The organism is Pseudomonas sp. Arb-4-2C (assembly GCF_055755015.1).
Map to the genome: position 1 here is coordinate 5,141,029 of NZ_CM146899.1, position 15,585 is coordinate 5,156,613.

The 15,585-nt window shown below is 54.9% G+C and carries 20 protein-coding genes; all 20 read right to left on the reverse strand.

The genetic code is table 11. The annotated features are described in order from the left end of the window. Positions 1 to 88: 88 nt before the first annotated feature. A complete protein-coding gene (gene rpsN, locus AC0J41_RS23365; protein WP_003228726.1) occupies positions 89 to 394 on the reverse strand; it encodes a 30S ribosomal protein S14 in 306 nt (101 codons plus the stop codon). 13 nt (positions 395 to 407) lie between these two features. Further along, on the reverse strand, positions 408 to 947 hold the full coding sequence (gene rplE / locus AC0J41_RS23370) for a 50S ribosomal protein L5 (RefSeq protein ID WP_003210069.1): 540 nt from the start codon (positions 945 to 947) through the stop codon (positions 408 to 410). Between the two features lie 20 nt (positions 948 to 967). Next, positions 968 to 1,282 carry a 50S ribosomal protein L24 gene (gene rplX / locus AC0J41_RS23375; protein WP_003186046.1) on the reverse strand — a complete coding sequence of 105 codons (315 nt, stop codon included), beginning with the start codon at positions 1,280 to 1,282 and terminating at the stop codon, positions 968 to 970. An 11-nt stretch (positions 1,283 to 1,293) separates the two neighbouring features. Then, positions 1,294 to 1,662: a 50S ribosomal protein L14 gene (gene rplN, locus AC0J41_RS23380; protein ID WP_002555479.1), complete on the reverse strand. Its 369-nt coding sequence runs from the start codon at positions 1,660 to 1,662 to the stop codon at positions 1,294 to 1,296. A gap of 23 nt (positions 1,663 to 1,685) precedes the next feature. Then, positions 1,686 to 1,952 carry a 30S ribosomal protein S17 gene (gene rpsQ / locus AC0J41_RS23385; protein WP_003194644.1) on the reverse strand — a complete coding sequence of 89 codons (267 nt, stop codon included), beginning with the start codon at positions 1,950 to 1,952 and terminating at the stop codon, positions 1,686 to 1,688. Positions 1,953 to 1,954: 2 nt separating this feature from the next. Next, complete coding sequence (rpmC, locus tag AC0J41_RS23390) at positions 1,955 to 2,146, reverse strand: 50S ribosomal protein L29 (RefSeq protein ID WP_002555481.1); 192 nt, start codon at positions 2,144 to 2,146, stop codon at positions 1,955 to 1,957. Next, positions 2,146 to 2,559, reverse strand: coding sequence for a 50S ribosomal protein L16 (gene rplP, locus AC0J41_RS23395; protein WP_003228729.1), 414 nt, complete (start codon positions 2,557 to 2,559; stop codon positions 2,146 to 2,148). Before rplP ends, rpmC begins: the two co-directional genes overlap by 1 nt. A gap of 12 nt (positions 2,560 to 2,571) precedes the next feature. Next, positions 2,572 to 3,258 (reverse strand): 30S ribosomal protein S3, encoded by a 687-nt coding sequence (gene rpsC / locus AC0J41_RS23400; RefSeq protein ID WP_003176422.1) that lies wholly within the window; start codon positions 3,256 to 3,258, stop codon positions 2,572 to 2,574. Between the two features lie 13 nt (positions 3,259 to 3,271). Next, entirely contained in the window at positions 3,272 to 3,604 is a 333-nt protein-coding gene (rplV, locus tag AC0J41_RS23405) for a 50S ribosomal protein L22 (RefSeq protein ID WP_003103908.1), read from the reverse strand. Between the two features lie 11 nt (positions 3,605 to 3,615). Continuing rightward, positions 3,616 to 3,891 (reverse strand): 30S ribosomal protein S19, encoded by a 276-nt coding sequence (gene rpsS, locus AC0J41_RS23410; protein WP_003228731.1) that lies wholly within the window; start codon positions 3,889 to 3,891, stop codon positions 3,616 to 3,618. Between the two features lie 16 nt (positions 3,892 to 3,907). Beyond that, complete coding sequence (gene rplB / locus AC0J41_RS23415; RefSeq protein WP_003228734.1) at positions 3,908 to 4,732, reverse strand: 50S ribosomal protein L2; 825 nt, start codon at positions 4,730 to 4,732, stop codon at positions 3,908 to 3,910. Between the two features lie 14 nt (positions 4,733 to 4,746). Further along, positions 4,747 to 5,046, reverse strand: a complete 300-nt coding sequence (rplW, locus tag AC0J41_RS23420) for a 50S ribosomal protein L23 (protein WP_002555488.1) — start codon at positions 5,044 to 5,046, stop codon at positions 4,747 to 4,749. After that, entirely contained in the window at positions 5,043 to 5,645 is a 603-nt protein-coding gene (gene rplD / locus AC0J41_RS23425) for a 50S ribosomal protein L4 (RefSeq protein WP_003228735.1), read from the reverse strand. The genes rplW and rplD overlap by 4 nt, the downstream gene beginning before the upstream one ends. A gap of 12 nt (positions 5,646 to 5,657) precedes the next feature. Beyond that, positions 5,658 to 6,293, reverse strand: coding sequence for a 50S ribosomal protein L3 (gene rplC, locus AC0J41_RS23430; RefSeq protein WP_003228738.1), 636 nt, complete (start codon positions 6,291 to 6,293; stop codon positions 5,658 to 5,660). Positions 6,294 to 6,373: 80 nt separating this feature from the next. Then, entirely contained in the window at positions 6,374 to 6,685 is a 312-nt protein-coding gene (gene rpsJ, locus AC0J41_RS23435) for a 30S ribosomal protein S10 (protein ID WP_003186070.1), read from the reverse strand. A gap of 158 nt (positions 6,686 to 6,843) precedes the next feature. Next, on the reverse strand, positions 6,844 to 8,037 hold the full coding sequence (gene tuf, locus AC0J41_RS23440; protein WP_038362141.1) for an elongation factor Tu: 1,194 nt from the start codon (positions 8,035 to 8,037) through the stop codon (positions 6,844 to 6,846). Positions 8,038 to 8,068: 31 nt separating this feature from the next. Continuing rightward, positions 8,069 to 10,174 (reverse strand): elongation factor G, encoded by a 2,106-nt coding sequence (fusA, locus tag AC0J41_RS23445; protein WP_025113549.1) that lies wholly within the window; start codon positions 10,172 to 10,174, stop codon positions 8,069 to 8,071. Positions 10,175 to 10,204: 30 nt separating this feature from the next. Next, complete coding sequence (rpsG, locus tag AC0J41_RS23450; RefSeq protein WP_003228745.1) at positions 10,205 to 10,678, reverse strand: 30S ribosomal protein S7; 474 nt, start codon at positions 10,676 to 10,678, stop codon at positions 10,205 to 10,207. 107 nt (positions 10,679 to 10,785) lie between these two features. Beyond that, positions 10,786 to 11,157 (reverse strand): 30S ribosomal protein S12, encoded by a 372-nt coding sequence (gene rpsL / locus AC0J41_RS23455; protein ID WP_003186084.1) that lies wholly within the window; start codon positions 11,155 to 11,157, stop codon positions 10,786 to 10,788. 215 nt (positions 11,158 to 11,372) lie between these two features. After that, positions 11,373 to 15,572: a DNA-directed RNA polymerase subunit beta' gene (rpoC, locus tag AC0J41_RS23460; protein WP_025113548.1), complete on the reverse strand. Its 4,200-nt coding sequence runs from the start codon at positions 15,570 to 15,572 to the stop codon at positions 11,373 to 11,375. Between the last annotated feature and the right edge of the window lie 13 nt (positions 15,573 to 15,585).

Genomic DNA, 15,585 nt, shown 5'->3' on the forward strand with positions numbered 1-15,585 from the left:
AATCAAGCCCCAAAAGGGGCTTGATACAGATTCAAGGCCACCGATGGTCAGGTTCTTGCGAACCCGAACATCGAGACTTTGACAGCGATTACCAGCTGGCTTTAACCAGACCTGGAACGTCACCACGCATTGCCGCTTCACGCAGTTTGTTACGGCCCAGGCCGAACTTGCGGTAAACGCCATGCGGACGACCAGTCAGGCGGCAACGGTTACGCATGCGCGAAGCGCTTGCGTCACGTGGTTGCTTCTGCAGAGCTACGGTAGCTTCCCAACGCGCTTCTGGACTTGCGTTCAGATCGACGATGATAGCTTTCAGCGCTGCACGCTTGGTCGCGTACTTGGCAACTGTGAGCTGACGCTTCAGCTCACGGTTTTTCATGCTCTTCTTGGCCATTTTCCTACTCCAATCAGTTGCGGAACGGGAATTTGAAAGCACGCAGCAGAGCGCGGCCTTCATCATCGTTCTTGGCAGTGGTGGTCAGGGTAATGTCCAGACCGCGGAGAGCATCGATCTTGTCGTAGTCGATTTCCGGGAAAATGATCTGCTCTTTCACGCCCATGCTGTAGTTGCCACGACCATCGAAGGACTTGGCATTCAGGCCGCGGAAGTCGCGAACCCGAGGCAGGGAGATCGACAGCAGACGATCCAGGAACTCGTACATACGCTCACGGCGCAGAGTCACTTTGACGCCGATCGGCCATCCTTCACGGACTTTAAAGCCAGCGATGGATTTACGAGCGTAGGTCACAACGACTTTTTGGCCGGTGATCTTTTCCAGGTCAGCAACAGCGTGCTCGATGACTTTTTTGTCGCCGATCGCTTCGCCCAGACCCATGTTCAGGGTGATTTTGGTAACGCGCGGAACTTCCATCACGTTCGAAAGCTTAAGTTCTTCCTTAAGTTTCGGAGCGATTTCCTTCCGGTAAATCTCTTTTAGTCGTGCCATGGTCTTCTACCTAGCAGTGTTCAAGCATCAACCGCTTTTTGGGTCGACTTGAAGACACGAATTTTCTTACCGTCTTCTACTTTGAAACCAACGCGGTCAGCCTTGTTGGTTTCGCCGTTGAAGATGGCGACGTTGGAAGCGTGCAGTGGCGCTTCTTTCTCGACGATACCGCCCTGTACGCCCGACATCGGGTTAGGCTTGGTATGACGCTTGACCAGGTTCAGACCACCAACAACCAGACGGTTGTCAGCAAGAACCTTCAGCACCTTACCGCGCTTACCTTTGTCTTTGCCGGCGATCACGATGATCTCGTCGTCACGACGAATCTTTTGCATGTCGGATCTCCTTACAGCACTTCTGGGGCGAGCGAGACGATCTTCATGAACTTCTCAGTACGAAGTTCACGGGTCACTGGCCCAAAGATACGGGTGCCGATCGGCTCTTGCTTGTTGTTCAGAAGAACAGCAGCGTTGCCATCAAAGCGGATAATGGAGCCATCAGCACGACGTACGCCGTGACGAGTGCGGACTACAACAGCAGTCATCACTTGGCCTTTTTTCACTTTACCGCGAGGAATTGCTTCCTTCACGGTAACTTTGATGATGTCACCGATACCAGCGTAACGACGATGGGAGCCACCCAGCACCTTGATGCACATAACGCGGCGAGCGCCGCTGTTATCGGCCACATCGAGCATGGATTGAGTCTGAATCATATAATTTCTCCGACCCCTAGCCCTTAGACTTCCACAGCGCGTTCGAGAACATCAACCAGCGCCCAAGACTTGGTCTTGGCCATCGGACGAGTTTCACGAATAGTGACTTTGTCGCCGATGTGGCACTGATTGGTTTCGTCGTGCGCGTGCAGCTTAGTCGAACGCTTAACGTATTTACCGTAGATCGGGTGCTTAACGCGACGCTCGATCAGAACGGTGATGGTTTTGTCCATCTTGTCGCTGACAACACGGCCAGTCAGCGTACGGACAGTTTTTTCGGCTTCAGCCATGATCACTTACCTGCCTGCTGGTTGAGCACAGTCTTCACGCGAGCGATGTCACGCTTAACTTGCGAGAGCAGATGAGACTGCCCCAACTGGCCAGTTGCTTTCTGCATGCGCAGATTGAACTGGTCGCGCAGCAAGCCGAGCAGTTGCTCGTTCAGCTGCTGTGCGGATTTTTCACGAAGTTCATTCGCTTTCATCACATCACCGTCCGTTTAACAAAGGAGGTGGCGAGCGGCAGCTTTGCAGCAGCCAGGGCGAAAGCCTCACGCGCCAGCTCTTCAGAAACACCCTCGATTTCATACAGGACTTTGCCTGGCTGAATCTGGGCAACCCAGTACTCCACGTTACCCTTACCTTTACCCATACGAACCTCGAGAGGTTTTTTGGAGATCGGCTTGTCCGGGAATACACGGATCCAGATCTTGCCGCCACGTTTTACGTGACGGGTCAGAGCACGACGCGCTGACTCGATCTGACGAGCGGTGAGACGACCACGAGCAACAGACTTCAGCGCGAACTCGCCGAAGCTGACTTTGCTACCGCGCAATGCCAGACCACGGTTGTGGCCGGTCATCTGCTTGCGGAACTTCGTACGCTTTGGTTGCAACATTTGGCGTACCCCTTACTTAGCAGCTTTTTTACGAGGCGCTGGTGCTTGTGGCTTCAGCTCTTCTTGGCGACCACCAATTACTTCGCCTTTGAAGATCCAAACCTTTACACCGATCACACCGTAAGTGGTGTGAGCTTCGTAGTTGGCATAGTCGATGTCGGCACGCAGGGTGTGCAGTGGCACACGACCTTCGCGATACCATTCAGTACGTGCGATTTCAGCACCGCCGAGACGACCGCTCACTTGGATTTTGATGCCTTTGGCACCAATGCGCATGGCGTTCTGTACAGCGCGCTTCATAGCGCGACGGAACATTACACGACGCTCCAGCTGCTGAGCTACGCTCTGCGCAACCAGCATACCGTCGAGCTCCGGCTTGCGGATCTCTTCGATATTGATGTGCACAGGCACACCCATTTGCTTGGTCAGGTCCTGACGCAGTTTCTCAACATCTTCACCTTTCTTCCCGATAACGATACCTGGACGAGCGGTGTGGATGGTGATGCGTGCAGTTTGGGCCGGACGATGGATATCGATACGGCTTACGGACGCGCTTTTTAGTTTGTCTTGGAGATACTCACGCACTTTCAGATCTGCGAACAAGTAGTCCGCATAAGTCCGACCGTCTGCGTACCAGACGGAGGTGTGCTCCTTGACGATTCCCAGGCGAATGCCAATGGGATGTACTTTCTGACCCATCTCTTCGACTCCGTTACTTGTCAGCAACCTTGACAGTGATATGGCAAGACCGCTTGACGATGCGATCAGCACGGCCTTTGGCACGTGGCATGATGCGCTTCAGCGAACGCCCTTCGTTGACGAAAACGGTGCTGACCTTCAGGTCATCAACGTCTGCGCCTTCGTTATGCTCGGCGTTGGCTACGGCCGACTCCAGCACTTTCTTCATGATCTCGGCGGCTTTCTTACTGCTGAAAGCCAACAGGTTGAGCGCTTCGCCCACCTTCTTCCCGCGGATCTGGTCGGCGACCAAGCGGGCTTTCTGGGCGGAGATTCGAGCGCCCGACAACTTAGCGGCTACTTCCATTTCCTTACCCCTTAACGCTTGGCTTTCTTGTCAGCCACGTGCCCACGATAAGTGCGGGTACCGGCGAACTCGCCCAGTTTATGGCCAACCATGTCTTCGTTCACGAGAACTGGGACGTGCTGACGGCCGTTGTGTACTGCAATGGTCAGACCGACCATTTGTGGCAGGATCATCGAACGACGCGACCAAGTCTTAATTGGTTTGCGATCGTTCTTTTCCGCCGCCACTTCGATCTTCTTCAGTAGGTGAAGATCAATAAAAGGACCTTTTTTCAGAGAACGTGGCACTGTCGTATCCCTCTATTTACTTGCGACGACGGACGATCATTTTGTCGGTACGCTTATTACCACGAGTCTTCGCGCCCTTAGTCGGGAAGCCCCATGGCGATACCGGATGACGACCACCAGAGGTACGACCTTCACCACCACCATGTGGGTGGTCAACCGGGTTCATGGCAACACCACGAACGGTTGGGCGAACGCCACGCCAGCGTTTGGCACCAGCTTTACCCAGCGAACGCAGGCTGTGCTCGGAGTTCGAGACTTCGCCCAGGGTCGCACGGCATTCAGCCAGGACTTTACGCATTTCACCGGAACGCAGACGCAGGGTAACGTAAACGCCTTCACGAGCGATCAGCTGAGCCGAAGCACCAGCGGAACGAGCGATCTGTGCGCCTTTACCTGGCTTCAGTTCGATGCCGTGTACGGTAGAACCGACTGGAATGTTGCGCAGTTGCAGAGCGTTGCCTGGCTTGATTGGAGCCAGAGCGCCTGCGATCAGCTGGTCGCCAGCACTCACGCCTTTAGGGGCGATGATGTAGCGGCGCTCGCCGTCTGCGTAGCAGAGCAGTGCGATGTGAGCAGTACGGTTTGGATCGTATTCGATACGCTCGACAGTGGCGACGATGCCATCTTTGTCGTTGCGACGGAAATCGACCATACGGTAATGCTGCTTATGACCACCACCGATGTGACGAGTGGTAATACGGCCATTGTTGTTACGACCACCAGTCTTCGATTTTTTCTCGAGCAGCGGTGCGTGAGGAGCGCCTTTATGCAGCTCCTGGTTGACCACCTTGACCACAAAACGGCGGCCAGGGGAAGTCGGTTTGCATTTAACGATTGCCATGATGCACCCCTTCCTTACTCAGCACTGCTGCTGAAATCGAGATCTTGGCCTGGCTGAAGGGAGATAACTGCCTTCTTCCAGTCATTACGCTTGCCCAGACCGCGAGCAGTGCGCTTGCTCTTACCCAGAACGTTCAGGGTAGTGACGCGCTCTACTTTCACGCTGAACAGGCTTTCGACGGCCTTCTTGATTTCCAGCTTGGTTGCGTCAGTAGCAACCTTGAAAACGAACTGGCCTTTCTTGTCTGCCAGAACCGTAGCCTTCTCGGAAACGTGCGGGCCAAGCAGAACTTTAAATACGCGTTCCTGGTTCATCCCAGCAGCTCCTCGAATTTCTTCACGGCCGACACGGTGATCAACACCTTGTCGTATGCGATCAGACTAACTGGATCGGAACCTTGCACGTCACGTACATCTACGTGTGGCAGGTTACGAGCAGCCAGGTACAGGTTCTGATCAACAGCGTCAGACACGATCAGAACGTCGGTCAGGCTCATGTTGTTCAGTTTGCCCAGCAGATCTTTGGTTTTCGGAGTTTCAACAGCGAAATCCTGAACCACGACCAGACGATCAGTACGCACCAGCTCAGCAAGGATGGAACGCATTGCTGCGCGATACATCTTCTTGTTCAGCTTCTGGGAGTGATCCTGTGGACGAGCTGCGAAAGTGGTACCACCGCCACGCCAGATTGGGCTACGGATAGTACCGGCACGAGCACGGCCAGTACCTTTCTGACGCCATGGGCGCTTGCCGCCACCACGAACGTCGGAACGGGTCTTTTGCTGTTTGCTACCTTGACGGCCGCCGGCCATGTAGGCCACGACTGCTTGGTGAACCAGCGTCTCGTTGAACTCGCCGCCAAATGTCAGTTCGGAAACTTCGATCGCTTGAGCGTCATTTACATTTAATTGCATGTCAGCTTCCCCTTAACCGCGAGCCTTGGCTGCTGGACGTACAACCAGGTTGCCGCCAGTAGCGCCAGGAACAGCGCCCTTGACCAACAACAGATTGCGTTCAGCGTCCACGCGCACTACTTCCAGGGACTGCACGGTCACGCGCTCAGCGCCCATATGACCGGACATTTTTTTGCCCTTGAATACACGACCAGGAGTCTGGCACTGGCCGATAGAGCCTGGGACGCGGTGGGATACGGAGTTACCGTGGGTGTTATCTTGCCCGCGGAAATTCCAACGCTTGATCGTACCCTGGAAGCCTTTACCCTTGGACTGACCGGTTACATCAACCAGTTGACCAGCGGCGAAGATTTCAGCGTTGATCAGATCGCCAGCCTGGTACTCGCCTTCTTCAAGACGGAATTCCATGGTAGTGCGACCAGCGGCAACGTTCGCCTTGGCGAAGTGGCCAGCTTGAGCTGCTGTTACACGCGAAGCACGACGCTCGCCGACAGTGACTTGCACTGCACGATAGCCATCGGTCTCTTCAGTTTTGAACTGGGTGACGCGATTCGGCTCGATCTCAATGACCGTGACCGGAATGGAGACACCTTCTTCGGTGAAAATACGGGTCATACCGCATTTACGACCGACTACACCAATAGTCATGTTGTAAACCTCATGAGTGTACGGGGCTTTCACCCGCTATGGCCGCCCATTTCAGAGCGTTACACGACTAAGACCGAGTCTTAGCCGAGGCTGATCTGCACTTCCACACCGGCCGCAAGATCAAGCTTCATAAGAGCATCAACGGTTTTATCCGTTGGCTGGACGATGTCCAGAACGCGCTTATGAGTGCGGATTTCGTACTGGTCACGCGCGTCTTTGTTGACGTGCGGGGAAACCAGAACGGTGAACCGCTCTTTACGGGTAGGCAGTGGAATTGGACCACGCACTTGAGCACCAGTACGTTTCGCGGTTTCCACGATTTCCTGGGTTGATTGGTCGATCAGGCGATGGTCGAAAGCCTTCAACCTGATACGGATTTGCTGATTTTGCATTGGATTTCAGACTCCGGCTGCTATTCCCACCGGGCGCAATACGCCCGTTAAAAGGAGGCGCAATTCTATAGACGCCCCAGATAGGTGTCAACCCAATAAAAAAGCCCCCGCTGAGCGGGGGCTTTTTCAATTCATCAAGCAGACTCTATAAAAGAGAATTACTCGATGATTTTGGCTACGACGCCAGCGCCGACGGTACGACCGCCTTCACGGATAGCGAAACGCAGACCGTCTTCCATCGCGATGGTTTTGATCAGGGTAACAGTCATCTGAATGTTGTCACCTGGCATTACCATTTCAACGCCTTCTGGCAGCTCGCAGTTACCAGTCACGTCAGTAGTACGGAAGTAGAACTGTGGACGGTAGCCTTTGAAGAACGGAGTGTGACGGCCGCCTTCTTCCTTGCTCAGAACGTAAACTTCTGCGGTGAACTTGGTGTGCGGCTTAACCGAACCCGGCTTGACCAGAACCTGACCACGCTCAACGTCGTCACGCTTGGTACCACGCAGCAGAACGCCGCAGTTCTCGCCAGCACGACCTTCGTCGAGCAGCTTGCGGAACATTTCAACACCCGTGCAGGTGGAAACGGTAGTGTCACGCAGACCAACGATTTCCAGCGGATCCTGAACGCGAACGATACCGCGCTCGATACGACCAGTCACAACAGTACCGCGACCCGAGATCGAGAATACGTCTTCGATTGGCATCAGGAACGGCTTGTCGATCATACGAACTGGTTCTGGGATGTAGCTGTCCAGAGTTTCAACCAGCTTCTTGACGGCAGTGGTGCCCATCTCGTTGTCGTCTTTGCCTTCCAGCGCCATACGAGCCGAACCGATGATGATTGGAGTGTCATCGCCCGGGAAGTCGTAGGTGGACAGCAGGTCGCGAACTTCCATCTCAACCAGTTCCAGCAGCTCAGCGTCGTCTACCAGGTCAGCCTTGTTCAGGAAAACCACGATGTACGGAACGCCTACCTGACGGGACAGCAGGATGTGCTCACGGGTTTGTGGCATCGGACCATCAGCGGCCGAACAAACCAGAATAGCGCCGTCCATTTGAGCAGCACCAGTGATCATGTTCTTCACATAGTCAGCGTGACCTGGGCAGTCAACGTGAGCGTAGTGACGGATCAGCGAGTTGTACTCAACGTGTGCGGTGTTGATGGTGATACCGCGAGCTTTTTCTTCTGGAGCGCTGTCGATCTTGTCGAATTCAACTACGGCCGAACCGAAAACTTCGGAGCAAACGCGAGTCAGAGCAGCGGTCAGAGTGGTTTTACCGTGGTCAACGTGACCAATGGTGCCAACGTTTACGTGCGGTAGGGAACGATCAAATTTTTCTTTAGCCACGACAATTAACTCCTAGCCTAAAGGGGCTGAATCAGCCTTGTTTTTTGGTAACGGATTCGACGATGTGCGACGGAGCCGTATCGTATTTTTTGAATTCCATAGAGTAGCTTGCGCGACCCTGAGACATGGAACGAACGTCGGTCGCATAACCGAACATCTCACCCAGTGGAACTTCGGCACGGATAACCTTGCCGGACACTGTGTCTTCCATACCCTGGATCATGCCGCGACGACGGTTAAGGTCGCCCATCACATCACCCATATAGTCTTCAGGCGTAACAACCTCTACCGCCATGATCGGCTCGAGCAACTCACCACCGCCCTTCTGGGCCAGTTGCTTGGTCGCCATGGAAGCAGCCACTTTAAACGCCATCTCGTTGGAGTCGACGTCGTGGTAAGAACCATCGAACACGGTAGCCTTCAGGCCGATCAGCGGATAGCCGGCTACAACGCCGTTCTTCATCTGCTCTTCGATACCCTTCTGGATAGCCGGGATGTATTCCTTAGGAACCACACCACCTACTACTTCGTTCACGAATTGCAGACCTTCCTGACCTTCGTCAGCAGGAGCAAAACGGATCCAGCAGTGACCGAACTGGCCACGACCGCCGGACTGACGAACGAACTTGCCTTCGATTTCGCAGTTCTTCGTGATGCGCTCACGATAGGAAACCTGAGGCTTACCGATGTTAGCTTCGACGTTGAACTCACGGCGCATCCGGTCAACCAGGATGTCCAGGTGCAGCTCGCCCATGCCGGAGATGATCGTTTGACCAGTCTCTTCATCAGTCTTGACGCGGAAAGACGGGTCTTCCTGAGCAAGTTTGCCCAGAGCGATACCCATTTTTTCCTGGTCATCCTTGGTCTTAGGCTCTACGGCAACCGAAATAACCGGCTCCGGGAAGTCCATACGTACCAGGATGATTGGCTTGTCAGCGTTGCAGAGGGTTTCACCAGTGGTGACGTCCTTCATGCCGATCAGGGCCGCGATGTCACCAGCGCGTACTTCCTTGATCTCTTCACGGGCGTTTGCGTGCATTTGCACCATACGACCCACGCGCTCTTTCTTGCCTTTAACCGAGTTGATCACGCCGTCGCCGGAGTTCAACACGCCCGAGTAAACACGGACGAAGGTCAAGGTACCCACGAATGGGTCGGTAGCGATTTTGAACGCCAGAGCAGCAAACGGCTCGTCATCACTTGCGTGACGCTCCATCTCCTCTTCCTCGTTATCAGGGTTGGAACCCTTGATAGCAGGAATGTCGGTCGGAGCAGGCAGGAAGTCGATAACGGCGTCGAGAACCAGGGGAACACCCTTGTTCTTGAACGACGAACCGCAAACGGCCAGAACGATTTCGCCGGCGATAGTACGCTGACGCAAAGCAGCCTTGATCTCTTCGATCGACAGCTCTTCGCCTTCCAGGTACTTGTTCATCAGCTCTTCGTTGGCTTCGGCGGCAGCTTCAACCATGTTGTTGCGCCACTCTTCAGCCAACTCTTGAAGCTCGGCAGGAATGTCCTTGCGAACAGGGACCATACCTTTGTCAGAGTCGTTCCAGTAGACAGCTTGCATGTTGATCAGATCGATCTGACCCTGGAAGTTGTCTTCGGAACCGATAGCCAGCTGAATCGGCACCGGAGTGTGACCCAGACGCTGCTTGATCTGACCGATCACGCGCAGGAAGTTGGCACCAGCACGGTCCATCTTGTTTACGTAAACAAGACGTGGAACGCCGTATTTGTTGGCTTGACGCCATACGGTTTCCGACTGAGGCTCAACACCCGAAGTACCGCAGAACACAACGACAGCGCCGTCGAGTACACGCAGGGAACGCTCAACTTCAATGGTGAAGTCTACGTGGCCCGGGGTATCGATTACGTTGAAGCGATGCTCGTGCGCATACTGCTTCTCGGAACCTTTCCAGAAGGCGGTGATGGCAGCAGAAGTAATGGTAATACCACGCTCCTGCTCCTGCACCATCCAGTCTGTGGTCGCGGCGCCGTCATGCACCTCGCCCATTTTGTGACTTTTGCCGGTGTAAAAAAGGACGCGCTCGGTGGTGGTGGTTTTACCAGCATCCACGTGAGCGACGATACCGATGTTACGGTAGCGACTAATCGGAGTAGTACGAGCCATAAAGCCCTCGCAAAATTAGTGAAGCTAAAATTAGAAGCGGTAGTGCGAGAAAGCTTTGTTAGCTTCGGCCATACGGTGCACGTCTTCACGCTTCTTAACAGCAGCACCTTTACCTTCAGCAGCATCCAGCAGTTCGCCAGCCAAGCGCAGAGCCATAGACTTCTCGCCACGCTTACGGGCGAAGTCTACCAACCAGCGCATTGCCAGAGCGTTACGGCGGGAAGGACGAACCTCGACCGGAACCTGGTAAGTAGCACCACCAACGCGGCGCGACTTCACTTCGACCAGCGGAGCGATGGCGTCGAGTGCTTTTTCGAAGAGTTCCAGGGGATCGGTGCCGGCCTTACGAGCCTTCACGGTTTCCAGGGCACCATAAACGATACGTTCGGCAACGGCTTTCTTGCCGCTTTCCATAACGTGGTTCATGAATTTGGCGAGGATCTGGCTTCCGTATTTCGGATCGTCCAGAATCTCACGCTTTGCTGCTACGCGACGTCTTGGCATGATAAGCCCTCAAGCGGTCTTCAGGTTAGCTCGGGACAGATCCAATGGATGCGTGCCCGACCTTACTCTTATCGACTCAATAAAATGAAAATCTGCAAAACGGCCGATTACTTCGGACGCTTGGTACCGTACTTCGAACGACCCTGGTTACGGCCTTTAACGCCGGAAGTATCCAAGGAGCCGCGAACGGTGTGGTAACGAACACCTGGCAAGTCTTTTACACGACCGCCGCGGATCAGTACCACGCTGTGCTCTTGCAGGTTGTGGCCTTCACCACCGATGTACGAGGAAACCTCGAAACCGTTGGTCAGACGCACACGGCATACTTTACGCAGTGCCGAGTTAGGTTTTTTCGGCGTAGTGGTGTACACACGGGTGCACACGCCACGACGTTGCGGGCAGTTCTGCAGCGCAGGTACGTCGGATTTCTCGACGATACGCTTACGCGGCTGACGTACCAGCTGGTTGATAGTTGCCATCTACTAGCTCCACTGTTGTCTTGCGACGCTATTGTCTTGCAAGAAAAGCAAAATGGCAGGAACGGATTCCCGCCAAATTTAGGGGATCAAGAGTCTAAAGAGGATCTTGCCCCCAGTCAAGGCAAGGCCCCGACCTCCCCGCCTGTCGAACCTTGACAATATGTCTCGATTCGACGAACGGAGCGATCAGGGCCTCAGCTCATTTACCGCAGAACTCAGTTACCGCTCGAGTTCAGCGCTTCGGTCAGTGCAGCTTCCACTTCACTGGCGCTTACGCGCAACGGCTTGTCAGCATCACGGCGACGCTTGCGCTCGCTGTGATAAGCCAGACCGGTACCGGCCGGGATCAGACGACCCACGACCACGTTTTCTTTCAGGCCGCGCAGGTAATCGCGCTTGCCGGTGACTGCCGCTTCGGTCAGTACGCGGGTGGTTTCCTGGAAGGAAGCCGCCGATATGAACGATTCGGTGGACAACGACGCCTTGGTGATACCCAGCAGAACGCGAGTGAACTTGGAGACAAACTTGTCTTCCGCGCCCAGACGCTCGTTCTCTACCAGTACGTGAGTCAGTTCCATCTGGTCGCCCTTGATGAAACTGGAATCGCCGGATTCGGAGATCTCAACTTTACGCAGCATCTGACGCAGAATGGTCTCGATGTGCTTGTCGTTGATCTTCACGCCTTGCAGACGGTAAACGTCCTGGATCTCGTTAACGATGTACTTGGCCAGCGCGCTCACACCCAGCAGACGCAGGATGTCGTGCGGATCGCTTGGACCGTCGGAGATAACTTCGCCGCGGTTTACCTGTTCGCCTTCGAACACGTTCAGGTGACGCCACTTCGGAATCAGCTCTTCGTACGGATCGCTACCGTCGTTCGGGGTAATAACCAGACGGCGCTTGCCTTTGGTCTCTTTACCGAACGCGATGGTGCCGCTGACTTCAGCCAGAATCGACGCTTCTTTCGGACGACGGGCTTCGAACAGGTCAGCAACACGCGGCAGACCACCGGTGATGTCACGAGTCTTCGAAGTTTCTTGCGGGATACGAGCGATAACATCACCGATCGCGATCTTCGCACCGTCCGCAACACCGACCAGGGCGTTGGCTGGCAGGAAGTACTGAGCGATAACGTCAGTGCCTGGCAGCAACAGATCCTTGCCGTTGTCGTCGACCATCTTAACTGCCGGACGGATTTCTTTGCCCGCAGCTGGACGATCTTTCGCGTCGAGTACTTCAATGTTGGTCATACCGGTCAATTCGTCAGTCTGACGCTTGATCGTGATGCCCTCTTCCATGCCCACGTAGGTCACGGTACCTTTCATTTCGGTAACGATTGGGTGAGTGTGCGGATCCCACTTGGCCACGATTGCGCCAGCGTCAACCTTGTCACCTTCTTTAACCGAAATCACGGCACCGTACGGCAGCTTGTAGCGCTCGCGCTCACGACCGAAGTCATCAGCGATGGCCAGCTCACCGGAACGGGACACAGCAACCAGGTGACCATCCACTCGCTCAACGTGCTTCAGGTTGTGCAGACGGACGGTACCGCCATTCTTCACCTGAACGCTGTCGGCTGCGGAAGTACGGCTTGCCGCACCACCGATGTGGAACGTACGCATCGTCAGCTGGGTACCCGGTTCACCGATGGACTGGGCAGCGATAACGCCGACCGCTTCACCGATGTTCACCTGGTGACCACGAGCCAGATCACGGCCGTAGCACTTGGCGCAAATGCCATAGCGGGTTTCGCAGCTGATCGGCGAACGCACGATCACTTCGTCGATGCTGTTCAGCTCGATGAACTCGACCCACTTCTCGTCTACCAGAGTACCAGCAGGAACGATGACGTCCTCGGTGCCTGGCTTGAACACGTCACGAGCAATAACACGACCCAATACGCGCTCACCCAACGGCTCTACAACGTCACCGCCTTCAATGTGCGGAGTCATCAGCAGACCGTGCTCGGTGCCGCAATCGATCTCGGTTACAACCAGATCCTGCGCCACGTCTACCAGACGACGAGTCAGGTAACCGGAGTTCGCAGTTTTCAACGCGGTATCCGCCAGACCTTTACGAGCACCGTGAGTCGAGATGAAGTACTGAAGTACGCTCAAACCTTCACGGAAGTTCGCAGTAATCGGCGTTTCAATGATGGAACCGTCCGGCTTGGCCATCAGACCACGCATACCGGCCAGCTGACGAATCTGTGCTGCGGAACCCCGCGCACCCGAGTCGGCCATCATGTACATCGAGTTGAAAGACTCTTGATCGACTTCAACGCCATGACGGTCGATAACCTTCTCTTTCGAGAGGTTGGCCATCATTGCCTTGGAAACTTCGTCGTTCGCTTTCGACCAAAGGTCGATCACTTTGTTGTACTTCTCGCCCTGGGTTACCAGGCCGGAGGCGTACTGGCTCTCGATCTCTTTCACTTCATCGGTGGCTGCACCGATGATGCGGGCTTTCTCGTCCGGGATAACGAAGTCGTTAACACCGATGGAAACGCCGGAGATGGTCGAGTAAGCGAAACCGGTGTACATCAACTGGTCAGCGAAGATCACGGTCTCTTTCAAACCAACCACGCGGTAGCACTGGTTGATCAGCTTGGAGATCGCCTTTTTCTTCATTGGCAGGTTGACGACGTCGTACGACAGACCTTTTGGCACAACCTGGAACAGCAGCGCACGGCCGACAGTGGTGTCGACGATACGGGTACCGCTCACGCTGTTGCCGTCACGGTCGTTGACGGTTTCGTTGATACGAACTTTGACCTTGGCGTGCAGTGCGGCTTCGCCGGCACGGAACACACGGTCAACTTCCTGCAGATCCGCGAACACACGACCTTCGCCTTTGGCGTTGATCGCTTCACGAGTCATGTAGTACAGACCCAATACAACGTCCTGCGACGGAACGATGATTGGCTCACCGTTGGCTGGCGACAGAATGTTGTTGGTCGACATCATCAACGCACGCGCTTCGAGCTGGGCTTCCAGCGTCAGCGGTACGTGCACGGCCATTTGGTCGCCGTCGAAGTCGGCGTTGTACGCGGCGCAGACCAGCGGGTGCAGCTGGATAGCCTTACCTTCGATCAGTACCGGCTCAAACGCCTGGATACCCAGACGGTGAAGGGTCGGTGCACGGTTGAGCAGAACCGGGTGTTCGCGAATCACCTCAGCGAGAACGTCCCAGACCTCTGGCAGTTCGCGCTCGACCATTTTCTTGGCGGCTTTGATGGTGGTCGCGAGACCACGCATTTCCAGCTTGCCGAAAATGAACGGCTTGAACAGCTCGAGAGCCATCTTCTTCGGCAGACCGCACTGATGCAGACGCAGGGTCGGGCCTACGGTAATTACCGAACGACCGGAGTAGTCAACACGCTTACCGAGCAAGTTCTGACGGAAACGACCCTGCTTACCCTTGATCATGTCAGCCAGGGATTTCAGAGGACGCTTGTTGGAGCCGGTGATAGCGCGGCCACGACGACCGTTGTCGAGCAGAGCATCGACAGCTTCCTGCAACATACGCTTTTCGTTGCGCACGATGATGTCCGGAGCGGACAGATCCAGCAGGCGCTTCAAACGGTTGTTACGGTTGATCACTCGACGATACAGATCGTTGAGGTCGGAAGTCGCGAAACGACCGCCATCGAGCGGAACCAGTGGACGCAGATCTGGCGGCAGAACCGGCAGAACGGTCAGCACCATCCACTCTGGCAGGTTGCCGGAACCCTGGAAGGCTTCCATCAACTTCAGACGCTTGGACAGCTTCTTGATCTTGGTTTCGGAGTTGGTTTGCGGAATTTCTTCACGCAGACGGCCAATCTCGTGCTCCAGGTCGATAGCGTGCAGCAGTTCACGGACAGCTTCAGCACCCATGCGGGCATCGAAGTCGTCACCGAACTCTTCCAGCGCTTCGAAGTACTGCTCGTCGTTCAGCAACTGACCTTTTTCAAGGGTGGTCATGCCTGGATCGATAACGACATAGCTCTCGAAGTAGAGAACGCGCTCGATATCACGCAGGGTCATGTCCATCAGCAAGCCGATACGGGACGGCAGCGATTTCAGGAACCAGATGTGAGCAACCGGCGAAGCCAGTTCGATGTGCGCCATGCGCTCACGACGAACCTTGGCCAGTGCAACTTCAACGCCGCACTTCTCGCAGATCACACCACGGTGCTTCAAGCGCTTGTACTTACCGCACAGGCACTCGTAATCCTTTACCGGGCCAAAGATCTTGGCGCAGAACAGACCGTCACGCTCAGGTTTGAACGTACGATAGTTGATGGTTTCCGGCTTTTTAACTTCACCGAACGACCACGAGCGGATCATCTCAGGCGAGGCCAATCCGATACGGATGGCGTCGAACTCTTCGACTTGACCCTGGTTTTTCAGCAAATTCAGTAGGTCTTTCAAGGCCTTTCCTCCT

What these genes read in the sequence shown, in the direction of transcription:
- rpsN (WP_003228726.1), bottom strand. Translation starts at nt 394, where the DNA reads ATGGCCAAGAAGAGCATGAAAAACCGTGAGCTGAAGCGTCAGCTCACA.
- rplE (WP_003210069.1), bottom strand. Translation starts at nt 947, where the DNA reads ATGGCACGACTAAAAGAGATTTACCGGAAGGAAATCGCTCCGAAACTT.
- rplX (WP_003186046.1), bottom strand. Translation starts at nt 1,282, where the DNA reads ATGCAAAAGATTCGTCGTGACGACGAGATCATCGTGATCGCCGGCAAA.
- rplN (WP_002555479.1), bottom strand. Translation starts at nt 1,662, where the DNA reads ATGATTCAGACTCAATCCATGCTCGATGTGGCCGATAACAGCGGCGCT.
- rpsQ (WP_003194644.1), bottom strand. Translation starts at nt 1,952, where the DNA reads ATGGCTGAAGCCGAAAAAACTGTCCGTACGCTGACTGGCCGTGTTGTC.
- rpmC (WP_002555481.1), bottom strand. Translation starts at nt 2,146, where the DNA reads ATGAAAGCGAATGAACTTCGTGAAAAATCCGCACAGCAGCTGAACGAG.
- rplP (WP_003228729.1), bottom strand. Translation starts at nt 2,559, where the DNA reads ATGTTGCAACCAAAGCGTACGAAGTTCCGCAAGCAGATGACCGGCCAC.
- rpsC (WP_003176422.1), bottom strand. Translation starts at nt 3,258, where the DNA reads ATGGGTCAGAAAGTACATCCCATTGGCATTCGCCTGGGAATCGTCAAG.
- rplV (WP_003103908.1), bottom strand. Translation starts at nt 3,604, where the DNA reads ATGGAAGTAGCCGCTAAGTTGTCGGGCGCTCGAATCTCCGCCCAGAAA.
- rplB (WP_003228734.1), bottom strand. Translation starts at nt 4,732, where the DNA reads ATGGCAATCGTTAAATGCAAACCGACTTCCCCTGGCCGCCGTTTTGTG.
- rplW (WP_002555488.1), bottom strand. Translation starts at nt 5,046, where the DNA reads ATGAACCAGGAACGCGTATTTAAAGTTCTGCTTGGCCCGCACGTTTCC.
- rplD (WP_003228735.1), bottom strand. Translation starts at nt 5,645, where the DNA reads ATGCAATTAAATGTAAATGACGCTCAAGCGATCGAAGTTTCCGAACTG.
- rplC (WP_003228738.1), bottom strand. Translation starts at nt 6,293, where the DNA reads ATGACTATTGGTGTAGTCGGTCGTAAATGCGGTATGACCCGTATTTTC.
- rpsJ (WP_003186070.1), bottom strand. Translation starts at nt 6,685, where the DNA reads ATGCAAAATCAGCAAATCCGTATCAGGTTGAAGGCTTTCGACCATCGC.
- fusA (WP_025113549.1), bottom strand. Translation starts at nt 10,174, where the DNA reads ATGGCTCGTACTACTCCGATTAGTCGCTACCGTAACATCGGTATCGTC.
- rpsG (WP_003228745.1), bottom strand. Translation starts at nt 10,678, where the DNA reads ATGCCAAGACGTCGCGTAGCAGCAAAGCGTGAGATTCTGGACGATCCG.
- rpsL (WP_003186084.1), bottom strand. Translation starts at nt 11,157, where the DNA reads ATGGCAACTATCAACCAGCTGGTACGTCAGCCGCGTAAGCGTATCGTC.